The 18,900-nt window shown below is 56.0% G+C and carries 15 protein-coding genes; 9 read left to right on the top strand and 6 right to left on the bottom strand.

The features are described from left to right. Positions 1 to 155 precede the first annotated feature (155 nt). Positions 156 to 1,382 carry an HhoA/HhoB/HtrA family serine endopeptidase gene (locus H6G62_RS02590; protein ID WP_190492552.1) on the bottom strand — a complete coding sequence of 409 codons (1,227 nt, stop codon included), beginning with the start codon at positions 1,380 to 1,382 and terminating at the stop codon, positions 156 to 158. A 540-nt stretch (positions 1,383 to 1,922) separates the two neighbouring features. Between H6G62_RS02590 and H6G62_RS02585 the strand changes: the two genes are divergently transcribed. The 9 genes from H6G62_RS02585 (at position 1,923) to H6G62_RS02545 (ending at position 14,823) form a co-directional block, all read left to right on the top strand. Beyond that, a complete protein-coding gene (locus H6G62_RS02585) occupies positions 1,923 to 2,762 on the top strand; it encodes a pentapeptide repeat-containing protein (protein ID WP_190492551.1) in 840 nt (279 codons plus the stop codon). Between the two features lie 72 nt (positions 2,763 to 2,834). Then, positions 2,835 to 4,463, top strand: coding sequence for a CheR family methyltransferase (locus H6G62_RS02580; RefSeq protein ID WP_190492550.1), 1,629 nt, complete (start codon positions 2,835 to 2,837; stop codon positions 4,461 to 4,463). A gap of 433 nt (positions 4,464 to 4,896) precedes the next feature. Beyond that, complete coding sequence (locus tag H6G62_RS02575) at positions 4,897 to 5,916, top strand: chemotaxis protein CheW (RefSeq protein ID WP_190492549.1); 1,020 nt, start codon at positions 4,897 to 4,899, stop codon at positions 5,914 to 5,916. A 122-nt stretch (positions 5,917 to 6,038) separates the two neighbouring features. Beyond that, a complete protein-coding gene (locus tag H6G62_RS02570; protein ID WP_190492548.1) occupies positions 6,039 to 7,496 on the top strand; it encodes a methyl-accepting chemotaxis protein in 1,458 nt (485 codons plus the stop codon). Positions 7,497 to 7,520: 24 nt separating this feature from the next. Next, on the top strand, positions 7,521 to 8,978 hold the full coding sequence (locus H6G62_RS02565; protein ID WP_190492547.1) for a methyl-accepting chemotaxis protein: 1,458 nt from the start codon (positions 7,521 to 7,523) through the stop codon (positions 8,976 to 8,978). A 260-nt stretch (positions 8,979 to 9,238) separates the two neighbouring features. After that, positions 9,239 to 12,331: an Hpt domain-containing protein gene (locus tag H6G62_RS02560; protein ID WP_190492546.1), complete on the top strand. Its 3,093-nt coding sequence runs from the start codon at positions 9,239 to 9,241 to the stop codon at positions 12,329 to 12,331. Between the two features lie 141 nt (positions 12,332 to 12,472). Continuing rightward, positions 12,473 to 13,555, top strand: coding sequence for a chemotaxis-specific protein-glutamate methyltransferase CheB (gene cheB / locus H6G62_RS02555; protein ID WP_190492545.1), 1,083 nt, complete (start codon positions 12,473 to 12,475; stop codon positions 13,553 to 13,555). A 136-nt stretch (positions 13,556 to 13,691) separates the two neighbouring features. Then, positions 13,692 to 14,324, top strand: coding sequence for a Vat family streptogramin A O-acetyltransferase (locus H6G62_RS02550; RefSeq protein ID WP_190492566.1), 633 nt, complete (start codon positions 13,692 to 13,694; stop codon positions 14,322 to 14,324). Positions 14,325 to 14,685: 361 nt separating this feature from the next. Continuing rightward, entirely contained in the window at positions 14,686 to 14,823 is a 138-nt protein-coding gene (locus H6G62_RS02545) for a hypothetical protein (protein WP_190492544.1), read from the top strand. A gap of 60 nt (positions 14,824 to 14,883) precedes the next feature. On the opposite strand, the gene H6G62_RS02540 is transcribed toward H6G62_RS02545, so the two are convergent. The 5 genes from H6G62_RS02540 to H6G62_RS02520 form a co-directional block, all read right to left on the bottom strand. After that, positions 14,884 to 15,069 carry a hypothetical protein gene (locus tag H6G62_RS02540; protein WP_190492543.1) on the bottom strand — a complete coding sequence of 62 codons (186 nt, stop codon included), beginning with the start codon at positions 15,067 to 15,069 and terminating at the stop codon, positions 14,884 to 14,886. A 76-nt stretch (positions 15,070 to 15,145) separates the two neighbouring features. Then, positions 15,146 to 16,096, bottom strand: coding sequence for a F0F1 ATP synthase subunit gamma (locus tag H6G62_RS02535; protein ID WP_190492542.1), 951 nt, complete (start codon positions 16,094 to 16,096; stop codon positions 15,146 to 15,148). 84 nt (positions 16,097 to 16,180) lie between these two features. Then, a complete protein-coding gene (atpA, locus tag H6G62_RS02530) occupies positions 16,181 to 17,698 on the bottom strand; it encodes a F0F1 ATP synthase subunit alpha (RefSeq protein WP_190492541.1) in 1,518 nt (505 codons plus the stop codon). A 54-nt stretch (positions 17,699 to 17,752) separates the two neighbouring features. After that, complete coding sequence (gene atpH, locus H6G62_RS02525) at positions 17,753 to 18,310, bottom strand: ATP synthase F1 subunit delta (RefSeq protein ID WP_190492540.1); 558 nt, start codon at positions 18,308 to 18,310, stop codon at positions 17,753 to 17,755. Beyond that, positions 18,307 to 18,834 carry a F0F1 ATP synthase subunit B gene (locus H6G62_RS02520; RefSeq protein ID WP_190492539.1) on the bottom strand — a complete coding sequence of 176 codons (528 nt, stop codon included), beginning with the start codon at positions 18,832 to 18,834 and terminating at the stop codon, positions 18,307 to 18,309. Before H6G62_RS02520 ends, atpH begins: the two co-directional genes overlap by 4 nt. Positions 18,835 to 18,900 lie beyond the last annotated feature (66 nt).

The following is an 18,900-nucleotide window of genomic DNA, read 5'->3' as shown; positions in this document are numbered from 1 at the left end:
ATTGCGAGAGGATCAGGGCTGCAAGATCATCAGGATTCTGACCTATCCTACCGAAGGAAGAGGGAGAGCGTAATGGGGGGAGGCCAAGGGCGTGAGGTCTAGCCGATCACTATTCAAGCTGGGGCTCGGATTGGATATGGATTTGTATTCCCCCCTTAGGACTGGCTGGGCATGTTGCCGGGGCGGACGTTGAGGGTTTCTTCCTGACCGTTGCGGCGCAGGGTGAGGGAAAGGTTTTGGCCCACGGTGGACTGTTCGACCACCCGCTGCACTTCGGATCCGTCCTTCACCGATTGGCCCTCAATGGCGACGATCACATCGCCATCCCGCAGGCCAGCCTGGGCGGCGGGGGAGTTGGGCATCACCCGTGCGATCAACACGCCTTCTTCGTCTTGGACGGTGAAGGGACGATTGGGGTCGCGATTGATGTTCTCCTTCACCTCTGGGGACAGGGAGACCATTTGGATGCCCAGGTAGGCATGTTCCACCCGCCCGGTTTGGATGAGCTGGCTGCTGATCCGCTGCACAGTGTTGATGGGGATGGAGAACCCCAGACCCTGGGCACCCTGGATGATGGCCGTGTTCACCCCAATCACCTCGCCATTGAGGTTGAGCAGGGGGCCACCGGAGTTGCCGGGGTTGATGGCGGCGTCGGTTTGGATGAAGTCCACCCGTTTATCGGGGACGCCCACTTCTCGGCTGGTGCGGCCCGTGGCGCTGATGATGCCCGCCGTGACGGTGCTATCTAGGCCAAGGGGGTTGCCGATGGCAATGGCCCATTCACCGGGCTGAATTTGGTCGGAATCGCTGAGCCTTACCGTGGGCAAGTCCTGGGCGTCGATTTTAATCACGGCGATATCGGTTACCGTGTCGGCCCCCATCACTTCTCCGGTGAAACTGCGGCCATCCTTGAGGGTGACCTGGACTCGGTCGGCCCCGGCAACGACGTGGGCATTGGTGATAATTTGACCATCCGCCGTGGTGATGAAGCCCGACCCAACCCCTTCCTGAAGTTGCTCGGAGGGGGGCATGGCATTGCCAAAGAACTGCCGGAACATGGGATCTTGAAACTGGGGTGGCAGGCTGCTCTGCACGGTGCGAGAGGCGTCAATGCGCACCACCGATGGCCCCACTTCCCGAACAATGTCGGCAATTAAGTTAGGGTTAGACAGGGCGGGGATCGGGGCGTTGCTGCGTTGGGCCATCGACGGGGCTTCGGCTTGGTCGGGGAAGGCCACGGCGGGCCGCTGAACCAGAGACCCAACGACCGCGACGGCATCTGGGCCAACGGTGACCAATCCGGCCCCCAACAACACGAGCGCCACAGATTTGGTTAGGGTGCCCATGGGGCGGGCGGATCGGTCTGATTCAGATTTGGACATAGTGATTACCTCAAGACAGTCGTAGGGTGGATTGTCTTTTAATGTAGAGAGATGATATGGCGACCCAATGGCGACGGCATGGCGATGCTATGACAGTTTTCCTCCATTGCCACACCCACCCCAGGGCCGATCATGCCCTTGTACAGATCCCATTGCAGCAAGATGGCCTCGAATTGCATAGTTATGTGACTGTCGTGTTGCCTCCCTAGGCTCTGGGGGGAAACTTGGGAATAGGTGAAGCGAGATACCATCGGCGGTAAGGTAGCTGCGTTGAGCAACTCTAGGGAGTTGTGGGAACCGCCGAGACGCCCCTTTGGCGGGGAAGTCGGGTTGAATCGTTAGCCATGCCCCCGGTCTGGGGTGATGCGGCTGAATTGGTAGCCTGTGCCGCAACACCAACGTCTGTAAGTCCGTTATGAGTCTGTTATAAGTTCCTGTCCTGAAAGGTTCGTGTCCTGGAAACTATCGTGCGATTAAGCACCGTCACCCACGCATGGGTCGCCTAAGGCCAGCCATGTGTTGCAAAAGGAGTATTGGCGAATGGCTAACACTGAGCATCTGAACATCCTCGACAAGGGGGTTGAAGCCTGGAATAGCTGGCGGGTGCAAAATCCCGATATCCGGCCCGACTTCCAGGGGGCGGATTTGGCCAAGCGCAATTTACCCAGCATTGACTTCCGCCATGCCAACTTCTATGAGGCCAACCTACGGGAAAGTGTCTTCGCCCATGCCAACTTCGAGTCCTCTACCCTCTACCGCTGCGACCTCTGCATGGCCGACCTAACGGGGGCTAACCTCAGCATGGTGGACTTTTACAAGACAAATCTTTACACCGCCAACCTCACGGATGCCAACCTGCGCTACTCCCACTTCTACAAGGCAGATATGCAGGAAACCCTGATGGCTTCGGCAGACCTGGGGGAGTCGAACTTCTACGAGGTGGACATGCGGGAGGCGATTATGCATTCCGCTAACCTGGTCAGAACCACCTTCTACTACTCCAACCTCTGCAATGCGGATCTGTCCAGGGCCAACCTCAGTAGCGCCAGTCTGATGGGGGCCAATATGTCGAGGGCCAACCTGCACCGCGCCAGTTGTGTGGGCACCAACCTATTCCGGGCCACCCTCCAGGGCACTAACCTCAGCGAGGCCGACCTGCGGGAAGCGGTGCTGAGGCTCGCCGATCTCAGCCATGCCTCTTTGGAAAATGCCAACCTGTTCCGGGCCAATCTGTCGGAAGCTTGCCTAGACTTCGCCCAACTGGCGGGGGCCAACTTCAAGAAAACCAACCTGTGGCACGTCAATTTGGGCCAGCTTATCCTCACCAACCCCGCCCACGACCGTGATGCCATCACCTTTGATTCCAGTACCCTAAACTAGGTCTAATGAATCGCCGGAATCCCCCGTGCCTTCATGCCCTAGATATTGCCCTTGATGAGATGGGTTTTGGCCATGGACGAGACTTCGACACTACAGCAAATCAGCCGACTCATTGCCACCCATTCCGGGATTCATGTCCGTCCCCAGGACTACAAAACCCTGTCGGAGAAACTGTGGCAGCGGGCCAGAACGCTGGGCCTATCGACCCTGAACGGCTACTATCAACGGTTGGTGCAAGAGCTAAATAATCCGGCTAGGGAACTTCAGGGATCAATCGGCCAAGAGGGACTCTCAGAATGGCAGGAACTTTACTCGATTTTGACCATCAACGAAAGCTATTTCTTTCGAGATAAAAATCAGTACCGCCTGCTTCAGGAAAACCTATTGCCTAGGATCATTCAGCGTAAGCGCCAGGAAGCTGAGGTTCAGGGAAGTCGTCCCCGGTTGCGAGTGTGGAGTGCGGGCTGTTCCACCGGAGAAGAACTCTATTCCATTGCCATTGTGCTGGACGAAATGCAGTTTCCGTGGCATCAGTGGGATGTCATGTTAATCGGGTCTGACATTAGCCAATCGGCAGTGAACTATGCCCGTAAAGGAATCTACAGCAGTTGGTCATTTCGGCAAGTGCCCCCTAATATCCAACAAAAATATTTTCATGCCCGACAACAACTTTTTCAAATCAACGATACTCTACGACAATACGTCACCTTTCAGTACGGTAACCTGCTAAAAGACCCCTTTCCAAATCAGGCTAGTCGGCTCTATGACCTAGATTTAATTCTATGTCGCAACGTCTTTATTTATCTAGATGAATGGGCGATTAGTCAAATCATTCATAAGTTTCACCAAAGTTTGATCCCCGATGGCTATTTGATCACCGGGCACACCGAACTCTATGCCCAAGACACTACTCAATTCCACTTAATTAGCTTCCCAGAGTCCATCGTGTATCAAAAACAGGCCCATCGACGATCCAAGGGTCTGGGTCTGCCCCCTGCGCCTAACGCCATCAGTTCAGATCCGTTGTCGGTGTTCCCAACCTCGACTTCGCCAACCGCCGCCGCTTCCCCAGCCGCCAACCGCCGATCCGCTTCCCCTCACTCGTCCATCCGGCCATCCAATCGCTCCACGGCACGATCTAAACCCGCCGCCACCCCATCGTCTCTCCGCCCCTACAACCCGCCCCAACCCGGCCTCGACCCCAACCTAGAAACCGCCTTAAAAGAGGCCGAAACCCTACTCAGGAAGGAATCCTACACAAGCGCCATTGAACGGGCCAAGGCAATTTTTAGTACCCATCCCCACTGCGACAGAGCCTACGCCATTGCCGCCCAGGCCTACGCCAATATGGGCCACTACGATCAGGCGAAACAACTTTGTCAGCAGGTGCTTCAGCGCCAGCCCATGAATGTAGAAATTTACTATTTGTTGGCCCAAATTGCAGAAGACCAAAACGAACTTGAGATTGCCAAGAACCATCTACGAAAAATTACCTATCTTGATCATGGTTTTGTGAACGCCTATCTCGATCTTGCCATCATTTATGAACGAGAGCGACAGCCCGAAAAAGCCCAAAAAATGCGGAGCCATGCCCTCGATTTGTTGTCTAAACTGCCCCCTGATACGGTGCTAGATGCCCACAATGGCACTACAGCTGGTCAGTGGCGAGACCATTTACAAAAACGTTCGGCGGCCTCCTAACGGCTCAATTAATCGTGCGTCGGCCAGCGGCATTGGGGCGTTCGGGGGGCTAATCAGGGTTGGTCATTAGCACCCTAGCCTCAATTTGTCATGATTGAACTATGGCTTATGCTGTAGACTTCCATCGGTGCAAGCATTAGGGCTGATGGCCTCAGTCAACGATTTTCGCCTTTAGATTTTCTTTAGATTTTACGGGTATTTCCCTAGGATAAAGACTGGGCTGTAACATCCCTAGAAAAAACTACGCGGTTGTTTGCGAAGTTATTTGCTAAAGCGTGGATTTTTGTGTGCGATGGTGATTGTCAAAAATAGAAAGGGCATGATGAAATCGAAGCCTAAAATCGTGACGGTAGCCCGTCGGCTGGCTTTCTGTCCCTGACCCTTCATCGACAGCAGCCAAGGGGCGGCACGCTTTCCCCTGGGGACAACGACAATGAACCATGAATCCTATCTTTTGTTCACCCTCGATGGCCTCCACTATGGCCTAGCGGCGGGGGTGGTGCAGGAAATTTTCTTTCTTCCAGGGCTGACCTCGGTGCCCGAGTCGGGGCCGGAGGTGGCGGGGGTGTTGAACCTGCGGGGGCAACTGCTGCCCGTGCTCAACCTCAAGGTCTGCCTGGGCAAGCCACGACAACCCAATACCCTCAACCAAGCGGTGATTTTGGTCAAATACGGGGATCATCGCCTGGGGCTGGTGGTGGATGATATTCAAAATGTGGAGGACATTGCTACCGCCGATATTTCCAGCCGCCTGGATACGCCCTACATCGGCAAAGCGGAGCGGTCGATGACCACGGGGTTAGCGAAGTTTGGCAGTCAAATCATCATTCTGTTGAACCCAGAAACCCTGGTGGAGGGCTACGCGGCGATCCATGAAGAGGCCGAACCAGAGGCGCTGGGCCAGCTACACAACACCTTTATGGCGCAGTTTAGCCCAGAGGCCCAGATGGTGTTGCAGGATCGGGCGGCGGGGTTGGCCCAGGTGGCGGAGGATGAGAATTTTGCTGGGCTGTCGGCCCTGGCGGTGGTGAGTTTGGAGGGGGAACAGTTTGCCCTTGGGCTGGAGTCGGTGCATGAGTTTACCGAGGTGCCCCAAATTACGCCGATTCCCTGCTGTCCGTCCCACATTGTCGGCAATATGAACCTGCGGGGCGAAATTTTGACCTTGGTGGATATTCGCCGCTTTTTGAACCTGGCCCCCAGTGCCGAGCGCAAGCCGGATAAGGCGGTAGTGATGCGCCTCGGTTCCCTGGTGGCGGGGGTGGTAGTGGATGAGGTCTACGATGTGGTCTATGTACAGCCCTCGGAAATTGCCTCGATTCCTGCTGCCATTCATTCCAGTGACAACGAATACCTGAAGGGCATCGCCCGGTATCAAGACTCAATGATGAGTCTCTTAGACTTGCCCAAATTGCTAACCCAGGGCGAGCTTGTAGTGAATCAATCGGGTTAGGGAAAGGAGTGATGCTATGACCCATATCAAGGAGATGTACGGCCTTGAATAACACCTCAACTAACCTCACATCCTTTTCTCACTAATTCGTTTTGCATTTACCTGTTCTAAGGAGAATCGCCATGGAAGGCCGCAAAGTTTGGAAGCTACGTCACTGGATCATTTTTGGGTATTCGGTTCCGGTCATTGCCCTGATCATTTCCGCTGGGGTGACGGTGGTTAATGTGCGTCAACTCACTAAGGTTTCTGAGGAGCTAGTTAGAACTTGGGAAGTGAAAGACCTGATTAGCGGCCTAGATACCGAGGTTCAAACCGTATCTCGGACAACCCGTGGCTACATTATGGATCAAAGCCAGGTCTCCATTGAGAATTTCAACGCCTCAAGGGAAGAAATTTCTAGCACACTAGAATCTCTAGATGGGTTGATAAAAGATGAGCGGCAGCGGGAGTATCTATCGGATATTTCTGGGCTGTTGCAACAGCTTGTTGATACGAATCAACGGCTGGTCGATGTGGCCAAGGGCCAGGGTACAGCGGCGGCTATTGAAGCTTGGAAAGTCCAGGACGGCAGAGCTTTGTCCAACGATGTCTCTGATCTTTTAATGGCAATGGAAGAGCTTGAGAATGAAATTGTCATGGCGGATCAGGAACTCCAGGAAGCGGCTCTAGCACGGCTACAATTTACGTTGATTACGGCAGCAACCTTGTCTGTGATTTTATCCGCCATTATTGGCACCTGGATTATCACCAAGACCGCCAAAATGATGAACCAGGCCGCTGGGGACATTGCCAGTTCGGCCAGCGAAATTGCTGCCAGTGTGGAGCAGCAGGAACGCACGAGCAGCCAGCAGGCAGCCAGTGTTAGCGAAACCACAACCACCATGGATGAATTGGGGGCATCCTCTCGGCAGTCGTCGGAACAGGCGGAAGCGGCAGCGGCGGGGGCACAGCAGGCGCTCAAACTGGCAGAGGGCGGGGCCAGGGCGGTAGAACGCAGCCTGGATGGCATGACTACCCTGCGAGAGAAGGTGGAAGCTATTGCCGACCAAATTTTGCGGTTGAGCGAACAAACCAGCCAAATTGGCGGAATTTCTGGGCTGGTGAGCGACCTGGCTAACCAAACCAACATGCTGGCCCTGAATGCTGCCGTGGAAGCGGTACGAGCGGGGGAACATGGCAAGGGCTTTGCGGTGGTTTCTGGAGAAATTCGCAAACTAGCTGACCAAAGCAAAAAATCCGCTGAGAAAATCAATGCCCTCGTCGCAGATATCCAAACCGCCATTAACTCCACGGTGATGGTGACGGATGAGGGCACTAAAACCGTAGAAGAAGGGGTGAAAACTGCTGAAGAAACCTCCGATGCTTTTGCTGGAGTAGCCGATGCCGTCAACAATGTGGTGCTGAATAGTCAGCAAATTTCCCTCAACGTAAAACAACAGGCGGTGGCCATTCAACAGGTGGTGAGTGCCATGAATAGCCTCAATACAGGTGCCCAGGAAACTGCCAACGGTATTAGCCAAATCAAAATCGGCACCCATCAACTGAATGAAAGTGCCCTGTTACTCAAGACTGCGATTTAACGGAGAACCTAAAGGAGAACCGTCATGGAAGGCCGCAAAGGTTGGAAACTACGTCACTGGATTATTTTGGGCTACTCAGTACCGATTGCGGCCCTCATAGTATCTGCTGGGGTTACAGTCATCAATGTGCGTCAATTAAAGGCGTTAGATGGCATTTTGGATAAAACTTGGCAAAACCAAAATCGAATCATGGGCTTATCCATTGATCTCCACGATATGTCACGAGAAATCCGAGCCTATCTGCTGGATGGAGAGACCGCCTCTAGGGATGCGCTAACCAGGGCAAGAAGCTCTGCATTTTCCACGGTAGATGAGTTAGATCAATCCCTGACGGTTCCAGAGGTCATTGAGGTCTTTTCAGAGGTAAAAATCAACCTAGACAAGTTTGTGGAGGTGAATGATACTCTGGCTAATATGATTAGCTCAGGCCGTAGGGAAGAGGCTGTTGAGCTATGGAAAGTCGATGATGCCCGTACGGTTTCTAATGATTTAAAGGAGGCTTTGACTAAAATTGTAGAGCTACAAAGTGAGGTCGTCCGGGAAAGTCAGGATCTTCAGTCTGATGCGCTGGAACGGTTGCAATTTACCCTGATTGTGGCTGTGGTTTCGTCCCTGGTGTTATCGGCCATGATCGGCACCTGGATTATTACCAAAACGGCTCGAATGATGAACGAAGCGGCGGGGGATATTGCCAGTTCGGCCAGCGAAATTGCCGCCAGTGTAGAACAGCAGGAACGCACCAGCAGTCAGCAGGCCGCCAGCGTCAGCGAAACCACCACGACAATGGATGAATTGGGGGCTTCCTCCCGGCAATCTTCCGAACAGGCGGAAGCGGCGGCTGCCGGAGCCCAGCAGGCACTCAAATTGGCCGAGGGCGGCACCCGTGCGGTGGAACGCAGCCTGGATGGCATGACCACCCTGAGGGAAAAAGTGGAAGCCATTGCCGATCAAATCCTGCGCCTGAGTGAGCAAACCAGCCAAATTGGCGGCATTTCTGGCCTGGTGAGCGATTTGGCCAACCAAACCAACATGCTTGCCCTGAATGCGGCGGTGGAAGCGGTGCGGGCGGGGGAACACGGCAAGGGCTTTGCGGTGGTCTCCGGCGAAATTCGGAAACTGGCCGACCAAAGCAAGAAATCCGCCGAGAAAATCAATGCCCTGGTGGCCGATATTCAAACCGCCATTAACTCCACGGTGATGGTCACTGACGAGGGCACCAAGACCGTAGAAGAGGGGGTGAAAATCGCCGAGGAAACCTCCGACGCCTTCGCTGGGGTGGCCGATGCCGTGAACAATGTGGTGCTGAATAGTCAGCAAATTTCCCTCAATGTGAAACAGCAGGCGGTGGCCATTCAGCAGGTGGTGAGTGCCATGAATAGCCTGAATACGGGTGCCCAGGAAACCGCCAACGGCATCAGCCAAATCAAAATTGGCACCCACCAGCTCAATGAAAGCGCCCTCGTGCTGAAGACCGCGATTTAAGGGCTTGGCCTTGGGGCGTTGATCCCCCCTAGCCCCCCTTAGGAAGGGGGGAACTGGAGTCAAAGTCCCCCTTCCTAAGGGGGATTTAGGGGGATCGCCGGAAGCCCTCACCCCCAACCCCTCTCCCAGGGAGAAGAGGGGAGCCAGAAAAGACCGTAAGGTGGGCACGGCCCACCATTCCAAAGATCAGAAAGTAATCAAGGACAGCTAGGCCCAGTTTGGGAACGAATGCAGACGTTGGAGGGGAGCACCCTACCGAAATGATTGAAGATATTGAACTCCGAGAGATTTTTAAGACCTCCAGCGAAGAGCGCTTCCAGGTGCTGGATGAAGGCTTGCTGCATTTAGAAAAGCACCCGGAAGACCTGGAGACCATCACCGCCCTGATGCGGGAGGCCCACTCCCTCAAAGGGGATAGCAACATGCTGGGGGTGGAAGACCTGGGCAAGGTGGCCCACCAAATTGAGCACATCTTTGGGGCGATTAAGCGGGGCGAACGAAAGCTCACCCCCACCCTGTTTGACCGATTGGGTCGGGCCATGGAGGCCATGCGCCAGATGGCCCAGGAAGCCGTGACCGGGGAACCCGCCCAGATGAAGGTGTTCTACGTGCTGGCGGATCTGATGGCGGCGGAAATGGCCGACGAGGAACCACCCGCACCCCAGCAATCCGAAGCTGCCGCACGTACGGCAACCCCGCTAGTTGCAGCGGACGATGGGGATGATGATCTGGCGGAATTTCTGTTTCCGTCGCCCTCGGTGGATGTGCCCCCGGCGGCGACCCAGGAACCGGAATCGCCCCTGGATTTGTTCTCGGAGGTTGAATCCGTCGCTCCCGTAGAGAAGTCGCAACCCACGCCCGATGACGACATTCCCCCCGGTGCCATTTTCGACAGTTCCTTGGATGTGCCAGCGGAGGACACGGCGGATCTAACGTCGGTTAACCCCGATTTGGCTCAGACGACGGCAGAGGACGAAGATTTGTTTGGCCTAGGGCCAAGCCCTGCTCCTGCGACTCCGCCCCGGCCTCCCAGCCCAGCCCCCACCAACGGCACCCAGGCTCCCCCAGCACCGACGCTACCGGGAGAACGTAGCCCGCTCTACATTGCCGACGACGAAATGCGGGCGCTGTTCAAAACCTCCAGCGAAGAACGCCTGCAAGCCCTGGATGAGGGCATTTTGCACCTAGAGAAAAATCCCCAGGATCTTTCCGTGGTGGAGAACATCATGCGGGAGGCCCATTCCCTGAAAGGCGACAGCAATATGCTGGGGGTGGCGGATTTGGGCAAGGTGGCCCACCAGGTCGAAAACATCCTCGGAGCGGTGAAGCGAGGAGAAACGCCCCTCACCGCCGACGTGTGCGACCGTTTGGCCCACGGCATGGTGGCGATGAAACAGTTGGTTCATGAAGCCAGCACGGGCGAACCCACCGGGGTCAACGTATTCTACGTCTTGGCAGAACTGATGGGCGCGTCCTCGGATACGCCCCCGCCCCCCAACAGTCCGCCCCCGCCATCCCCATCCCCATCCTCCGCTGGCCCCGCCGTTGACGACTCCACCAACGCCCTCGACCAAGCCTCGAAGTACAAAATCGAGACCATTCGGGTGCCAACCACCAGCCTAGATTCGCTGATGACCCAGAGCGGCGAGTTGACGGTGACGAAAATTCGGGTGGCCCATCGCCTCGCGGAAATCGACGCCATCACCAACCTGTGGGAGGAATGGAGTCGCGATTTGTTCATGAATCGCTTCCTATTCCACGAGGCCCAGCAGGGCAAACAGGTGTGGCGGCAGTTGGAGGGCTTCCATGGCCGCACCGAGCAGCATTTGGATTTGCTGGGTCGCCTGGTGGGGCAGCTCAGCAGCGCCCTCTACGAAGATACCACCCGCCTAGAGATGATCACCGACGGGCTGGAGGAGGGCATTCGTACCCTGCGGCTGTTGCCCCTGTCCACCATTTTTAACCTGTTCCCCCGGCTGGTGCGCGACCTGGCCCGCCAGGAGAATAAACAGGTGGAACTGGTGATCGAAGGGGGCGAAACCCGTGCCGACAAGCGCATCCTGGAGGAAATGAAGGATCCGCTGCTGCATATGATCCGCAACGCCATCGACCACGGGATCGAATCTCCGGCGGAACGTAAGCGCAAGGGCAAGCCCGAAACCGCCACCATCACCCTGCGCGGCTACCAAACCCCCACCAGCATCGTGCTAGAAATTTGCGACGATGGCCGGGGGCTAGATGTAGAGTCCATCAAGCAAACGGCGGTGCGGCGGGGGCTGTATCGGCCCGAAGAGTTGGAAATGCTCACTCCAGGGCAAATTCAGGCGCTGATCCTCAGTCCGGGCTTTTCCACCCGCACCATGGTGACGGAAATTTCGGGCCGAGGGGTGGGTCTGGATGTGCTGCGGACGAACGTGGAACGACTCAAGGGCAGTATTGAGGTACATTCCACCCCTGGCCAAGGCTGCACCATTCGCATCCAACTCGGCACCACCTTGGCCACCGCCCATGTGCTGCTGGTGACGGCCAACGGCCACACCTACGCCCTACCCGTGGAGTTTGTCCAAACTGCCTGCCTCGTCCAGGCCAGCGACATCTTTACCCTGGAGGGCCACAGCACCATTGTCTTTGACAACCAGCCCGTCTCCGTGGCGTGGTTGGCCGACTTGCTAAGCCTACCGGGGGGTAGCAATGGGCGGGTAAAATCCGCCGATCAGCGGCTGTCCTGCATCATTTTGCAGACCGGGCACGACAAGCTGGGCATTTTTGTGGATGCCCTCATTGACGAGCAGGATGTGGTGCTGAAGCCCCAGAGTCAGTTGCTCAAGCGGGTGCGCTATATTTCGGGGGCCACCATTTTGGGTACGGGCGAAGTATGCATGGTGCTGAATCCGCCGGATTTGATTGCCGCCGTGCGCCACCGCATCAACCAGGCCGCCCTGGGCATTGGCGGGGATGGAGCCATCGAAATGGGGCTGGCGGAACAGCGACCTCGGTGCATTCTGCTGGTGGAAGACTCCATCGCCACCCGCACCCAGGAGAAGCGCATCCTAGAATCGGCAGGCTACGAGGTGGTCACGGCGGTGGACGGGGTGGACGGCTTTAACAAACTGCAATCCCGCGCCTTCGATGCCGTCATTTCCGACATCCAAATGCCCAACCTAGACGGACTGCAACTCACCGAGCGCATCCGGCAGCATCGAGAATACAATGAGTTACCAGTGGTGTTGGTGACAACCCTGGCCAGCGATGCGGATCGCCAGCGGGGGGCCGAAGCCGGAGCCAATGCCTACATTACAAAGGGTAGCTTTAATCAGGAAGTGCTTCTCGAAACCTTGGAACGATTGATATAGCCCCATCCAGGTTTTGCCATTCCCTCGCCGCCTGCCCCTCGCCCTGCCTCCCGGTGATGGGGGCCGGACTGTTCTACGGGTTCATCCTGGCTGGTGGCGCGTAATCCTGGGGTCTGATCCCTAATCGAAGTGAGACGCTAGATGCCTGGTCGTATTCGACTGTTGATTGTGGAGGATTCTCCCGTTGCCCTGGCCATTTTGCAGCGGATTTTTCGAGAAGCGTCCGATATTGAGGTGGTGGGCGTGGCCCGCAACGGCCAAGAAGCCCTGGCTATGTTTCCCATGGTGAACCCCACCATGATCTGCACCGACCTGCACATGCCCAAAATGAACGGCCTCGAACTCACCCAGGAGGTGATGGCCCGTCACCCCTGCCCCATCCTGGTGGTCAGCGCCTCGGTGCAGGAGGAGGACACCCAGAATGTGTTCCGCATTTTGGAAGCCGGAGCGCTGGATATTTTCCCCAAACCCCGCACCGGGCTGGCCTCCGAGTACGAAAAATCCAAAAACGAACTACTGGCCAAAATCCGTGTTCTATCCGGGGTTTCGGTGTTTACCCAGCGGCGACAGGGGGCTCCCCCTGTCCGCCAACCCCTGATCCAACGGCCCCCGGTGGCCTCGACACCGATGGATATTCGTGCCCCCAGGGTGCTGGCCATTGGCGCGTCTACGGGTGGCCCCCAGGCGCTACTGGCGATTTTTCAGCAGCTACCTAAAACCTTTCCGGTGCCCATCCTCTGCGTGCAGCACATCAGCGAAGGCTTTTTACAGGGGCTAATCGACTGGCTCAACAGCAGTTGCAGCCTTCAGGTCAAAATTGCCAGTCCGGGCGAAAATCCCCAGCCTGGGATCGTCTACTTCCCCCCCGAACGGCACCACTTAGAAATTAGCCCCCGTGGGCAGCTTGCCCTGCATCAGGGGGCTCCCGTGGCGGGGCACTGCCCTTCGGTGACGGTGATGTTTAAATCCGTCGCTAGCTACTATCGTCGTTCCGCCGTGGGGGTGCTGCTCACGGGCATGGGCCGAGATGGATCCGACGGACTCCAGGCCATGGCCCAGGCCGGAAGTCTCACCATCGCCCAAGACGAAGCCTCCTGCGTCGTGTTTGGGATGCCCAAGGAAGCCATTGCCCTCGGTGCCGCTCAACAGGTATTGCCCCTGCAAGCCATCGCACCATTTTTGATGAACCAAGTGTTTACCGCCGCCCAAAGCTCCCACCTGTAGCCCTCTACTAAACCGTCCATTGGTGCGTCCATCCGTGGGGACAATGGCCCGGTAATAGGCAAACTTTTTTCCAGGAAATAGCCTCGGCCTTGGGCGGCTAAAGTAGGACGTTTACTACGGACTAGAGTCAGCGATGATGTATGGCGCAGATCCAAAAGACAAGCATCCGATGAAGGGATTTCCTCAAATCTGCTTCATTCAAAATACCGTATCCAACCCGAACATCATCATTGGTGACTATACGTACTACGATGACCCGGAGGACTCAGAAAATTTTGAGCGCAATGTGCTGTATCACTTTCCCTTTGTTGGTGATCAGCTCGTGATTGGAAAATTTTGCGCCTTGGCCAGAGGGGTGACCTTCATTATGAATGGTGCCAATCATAAGCTGGACGGATTTTCTACCTATCCCTTTCAGATTTTTGGCAACGGCTGGGAAACCATTGCCCCCTTAGCCGATGGCCAACCCCACAGAGGCAACACCATCGTGGGTAATGATGTGTGGATTGGCTATGAAGCGGTGATCATGCCGGGGGTAACCATTGGCGATGGGGCCATTATTGCGGCTAAATCCGTGGTGGTCAGGGATGTGCCACCCTACACTGTTTACGGCGGCAACCCGGCCCAATGCCTCCGTCAGCGCTTTGAGGATACCGTCATTCAAGCCCTGCTAGACATTGCCTGGTGGGATTGGGAGATTGGCAAAATCACGCGCCACCTAGACAAGATCGTATCCGCAGATCTGGAGGCACTGCGCGATTGTGAGTGATGGGAAGGGCTTATGACGCAACGCCTACAACCGCTAGGGCAGAGCAGGGGTGACATTGACGGTGCGAATCGGTCGCCTAGGAATCGAAACCAGTGAATGACCGTAGCGCCGTCCCCCATCCCAGGCCAGGTTTCCCTGTCTACAAGGATCCCTGGTACCGGGCCATCCCAAACAACCCACGTCATTCTTTAGACGGATTGCCGCCGGGGATCAACTTCAGTGATAATAAGATCTATTAGAAATGCCTATTTTGCGTTATTGCGGGCAACCGGGTGTGAATCGGACAGCCGATTGGGATCGCCCACGATCATTCCCGACCTCCCCCAACAACGCCATAGACGCCGTTTAGAGGATTTTAATCATGCAACGTTCCGCCACCAGTTCCGGCCTCACCACCCCTGTGCAAAATTCCCAGCGCCCCGAGGCCGAATTTGACCAATGGGCCAAGGCCGTTCGCCAGCAAATGGTCGCGGCCCTCAAGCGTCGCGGCAACGCTTAGGCATAGTCCGTATTATCCAGTTGATGACACCCCCTAGGAAGGCACTAGCCAAGCTCGGATTTACCCTTGGCCTAGGGCCGTGCCGAGAAGCAACCCTAAAACACCGATACCCCCCACGTAAAGAAGCTGCTGTCTGGGGGAATAGCGGCCATCGTTAAGCTGAAGGCAACCTAAGGCCCCTCGACCTAGGTCAATGCTACCGACGATTAGCAAAATCCCCACCTGCAATAATAAAAAAGCGGGCAAAATAGCCCGCTTTTAGAGGAAGATTAGCAAAATTACAATGCCAACCCGTTACCTTTAACGCTAAGATTCGCGAATCCTAGCCAAGCGCATTCGCACCAGAGACTACCTCAAGAATTTCTTGGGTAATGGCCGCTTGACGAGCCTTGTTGTAGGTCAGGTTTAGGGTCTTAGCCAGTTCCTTAGCGTTGTCGCTAGCGTTATTCATGGCCGTCATCCGAGCGGCCAATTCGCTAGCCGCCGATTCCTGGAGCGCCCGAAGAATCTGGTTATTTAGGTACAAGGGCAGCAGGGCATCGAGGATTTGCACAGGATCTTGCTCGAAGATCATGTCCTGAGGGAAGTTCATGGTGACTTGAGAAGCCACTTTTTCCCGCTGAACTTCAAAGTTGCCACCCCGAGTGGTGAGTCGGAAAATCTCGTCGTCTGCGGCCTCTAATCCTTGGGCATCCAGCGGCAGCAGCGTTTGAACCACAGGACGAGAGCTCACTAGGGAGACAAACCGAGTGTAGATCAGTTCAACCCGATCCACCTTGCCCGACAAGAACAGCGCCAAAAGCTCATCAGCAATGCGAGAGGCTTCCTCAGCATTGGGAATTTGCTCTAGTCCGGTAAAGCTGGCTTCAATGGGCTGTTCCCGCCGCTTAAAGTAGGTACTAGCCTTGCGACCCACCAGCACATACTGGTAGTTGATGCCCTCTGCCGCCAGTTCCTTCGCCCGGATTTCTGCTCGACGGATGACGTTGGTGTTGTAACCGCCGCACAGACCCCGATCTCCAGAGATGACCAGAATAGCGACGTTGTTGACTTCCCGCTGCTTCAGCAGGGGCAGATCCACATCTTCAAACTTAAGCCGACTTTGCAGGCCATAGAGCACCTGGGCTAGTCGATCCGCAAAGGGACGAGTCGCAATCACCTGTTCTTGGGCACGGCGCACCTTAGCAGCGGCAACCAGTCGCATGGCTTCGGTGATTTTGCGAGTATTTTTAACGGATTTAATGCGATCTCGAATTGCTTTTAGGTTAGGCATAATCTATCCTCAGCCGTTATTGCGGGAGCGTTCTCCCAACTTAAGGTGTGATCCCTCGGTTGGGAGAACGGGTTTAAGTCGAGCCTAGGCGGCGGCCATGAAGGCTTCCTTAGCCTCGTTAATCCCCGCCTTCAGCAGGGCTTCGCTCTCGTCGCCCAGTTTCTTCTCGCTGCGAACCAGTTCAGCGAACTTGGGCTTGTTGTTGCGGATGTAGTCCCGCATAGACTTAGCAAAGTCCACCACTTTATCGGCAGGAATTTCATCCATGTAGCCGTTAATCCCGGCGTAGATGATGGCGACCTGCTCTTCCACGGGCAGAGGAGAGTATTGGGGCTGCTTCAGCAGTTCCCGCAGACGCTGACCCCGGGCCAGTTGCTTCTGGGTCGAAGCATCTAGGTCAGAGGCAAACTGGGAGAAGGCTTGCAGTTCGTCGAACTGGGCCAGTTCCAGCTTCACCTTACCCGCCACCTGCTTCATGGCCTTGATTTGGGCCGCAGAACCCACCCGGGACACGGAAATACCCGCGTTGATGGCGGGACGCAGACCGGAGTTGAACAAGTCGGAGGACAGGAAAATCTGACCGTCGGTGATGGAAATCACGTTGGTGGGAATGTAGGCGGACACGTCGCCAGCCTGGGTTTCGATGATGGGCAGAGCGGTCATGCTGCCTTCGCCCAATTCGGGGCTGAGCTTAGCAGCGCGCTCCAGCAAACGAGAGTGCAGGTAGAACACGTCACCGGGGTAAGCTTCACGACCGGGGGGACGACGCAGCAGCAGAGACATTTGACGGTAGGCTTGGGCCTGCTTAGTCAAATCGTCGTACACCACCAGGGTGGCCTTGCCTTGGTACATGAAGTACTCGGCTAGGGCGGCCCCGGTATAGGGAGCCAGGTATTGCAGCGGCGCGGGGTCGTTGGCGTTAGCCGCAACCACGATGGTGTAGTCCAGAGCACCGCGTTCCCGCAGCACATCAACCACCTGAGCCACAGAGGCCGCTTTCTGACCCACAGCCACGTAGACGCACACCACGTCCTCAGACTTCTGGTTCAGGATGGTGTCGATGGCGATAGCAGTTTTCCCGGTCTGACGGTCGCCGATGATCAGCTCACGCTGGCCGCGACCGATGGGAATCATGGCGTCGATGGCGGTAATCCCGGTCTGCATCGGCTCATACACCGACTTCCGAGCGATGATACCAGGGGCCGGAGACTCAATCAGGCGGGTTTCGCTGGCTTGAATGTCACCCTTGCCGTCGATGGGACGGGCTAGGGCATCCACCACCCGACCCAGCATGGCGTCACCCACGGGCACCGAAGCAATTTTGCCCGTTGCGGATACCGGGCTCCCCTCCCGGATATTGATGCCGTCGCCCATCAGCACCGCACCGACATTGTCCTCCTCCAGATTAAGGGCGATGCCCACGGTGCCGTCTTCAAACTCCAGCAGCTCGCTGGCCATGACGTTTTCCAGGCCATAGATGCGAGCAATCCCGTCACCCACCTGGAGCACAGTACCCACATTGGATACCTTGACCTCCTGGTTGTACTGCTCGATCTGCTGCTTAATGATGCTGCTAATTTCGTCAGGTCTGATGCTAACCATAGGATCTGCTCTGCTAAACCTACACAAACATGAAAAAACAAGGGATGGCCACTACTAGGCCGCTGTTGCCAACTGCATTCCAATCCGACGAAGCTGTCCGCGCAGGCTAGCGTCAATCACCTGAGACCCCACCTTCACGATCAGCCCACCGAGGAGGCTAGGATCTACCTGAACCGACAGCTCCACATTTTGAGCGCCGGACATGGCCGCCACCCGATCTCGAATGGTGGCCGTTTGATCCTCGGACAGGGGCACCGCCGACACCACATCCGCCAGCACCGTCTGCTTCAGTTCACGCAACAGAACCTGGTACTGTTCCAGGACGCTTTCCAGATACATGATGCGGTTGCGATCCACCAGCAGGAGTAGCACCGTCAGCACCGCAGGATTGACTTGGCCTTCTGCCAACTGACGCAGGGTACCCTTCTTGGCCTCTGGATCAATCAGGGGACTGCCTAAAAACTGAACCAATTCCTCGGAACTGCGTAGCATCTCTAGCAAGCTGGCGACCTCAGCCCCTACGGGATCGACAACACCATTATTCTTGGCAATATCCATCAGCGCCTTAGCGTAGGGCAGCGCGATCTCGGACGTTGCTGTACCGTCTTTCATGACTGACCTCCTCCTAGCATGGCAATGCTGGCATCTACCAGACGTCGTTGAATATCATCATTGAGGCGATGGGGTAGTTCGCTCTCCGCTTTTTCCAGGGCCAGGGCGGCAATGCGCTGCTGCAACTCCCGCATCACCTTGGTTTCCTGGGAACTCAAGTCTTGAGCGGCACTAGCCCGCATCCGCTCGACATCCACCTGGGCCTGGGCCAAAATAGCCTCCTTGGTGCGGGTGGCGGCCTGCTCGGCATCGGCGAGAATTTTCTGGGCCTCTTCCTTGGCCTGGGCCAGCTTTTGCTGCTGCTCGGCTAGGGCCATGGCGGCTTCCTGCTTACGCTGCTCGGCCTCGGCGATAGCCTCGGCGATGGCAGTTTGGCGGGTGGAAAGGGTTTTACCCAGAAACTTGCTGCCAAAATAAAACAGAACGCCAATAATGATGGCTAAATTTATCAGGTTGGTCTCAAGGATATCGAAATTAAGACCCAACCCTCCCTCTTCTGCGGCTAGAAACCAACCAATAGTCATATTTCTCTTTCCGTCAACGACGCTGGCATCGTGCTTACCATTGCCCCAGATCAGCCCCAGATCGTC

Source organism: Phormidium sp. FACHB-1136 (genome assembly GCF_014697375.1).
GTDB lineage: Bacteria > Cyanobacteriota > Cyanobacteriia > Phormidesmidales > Phormidesmidaceae > Nodosilinea.
This window is presented reverse-complemented; position numbering and strand designations above follow the sequence as displayed.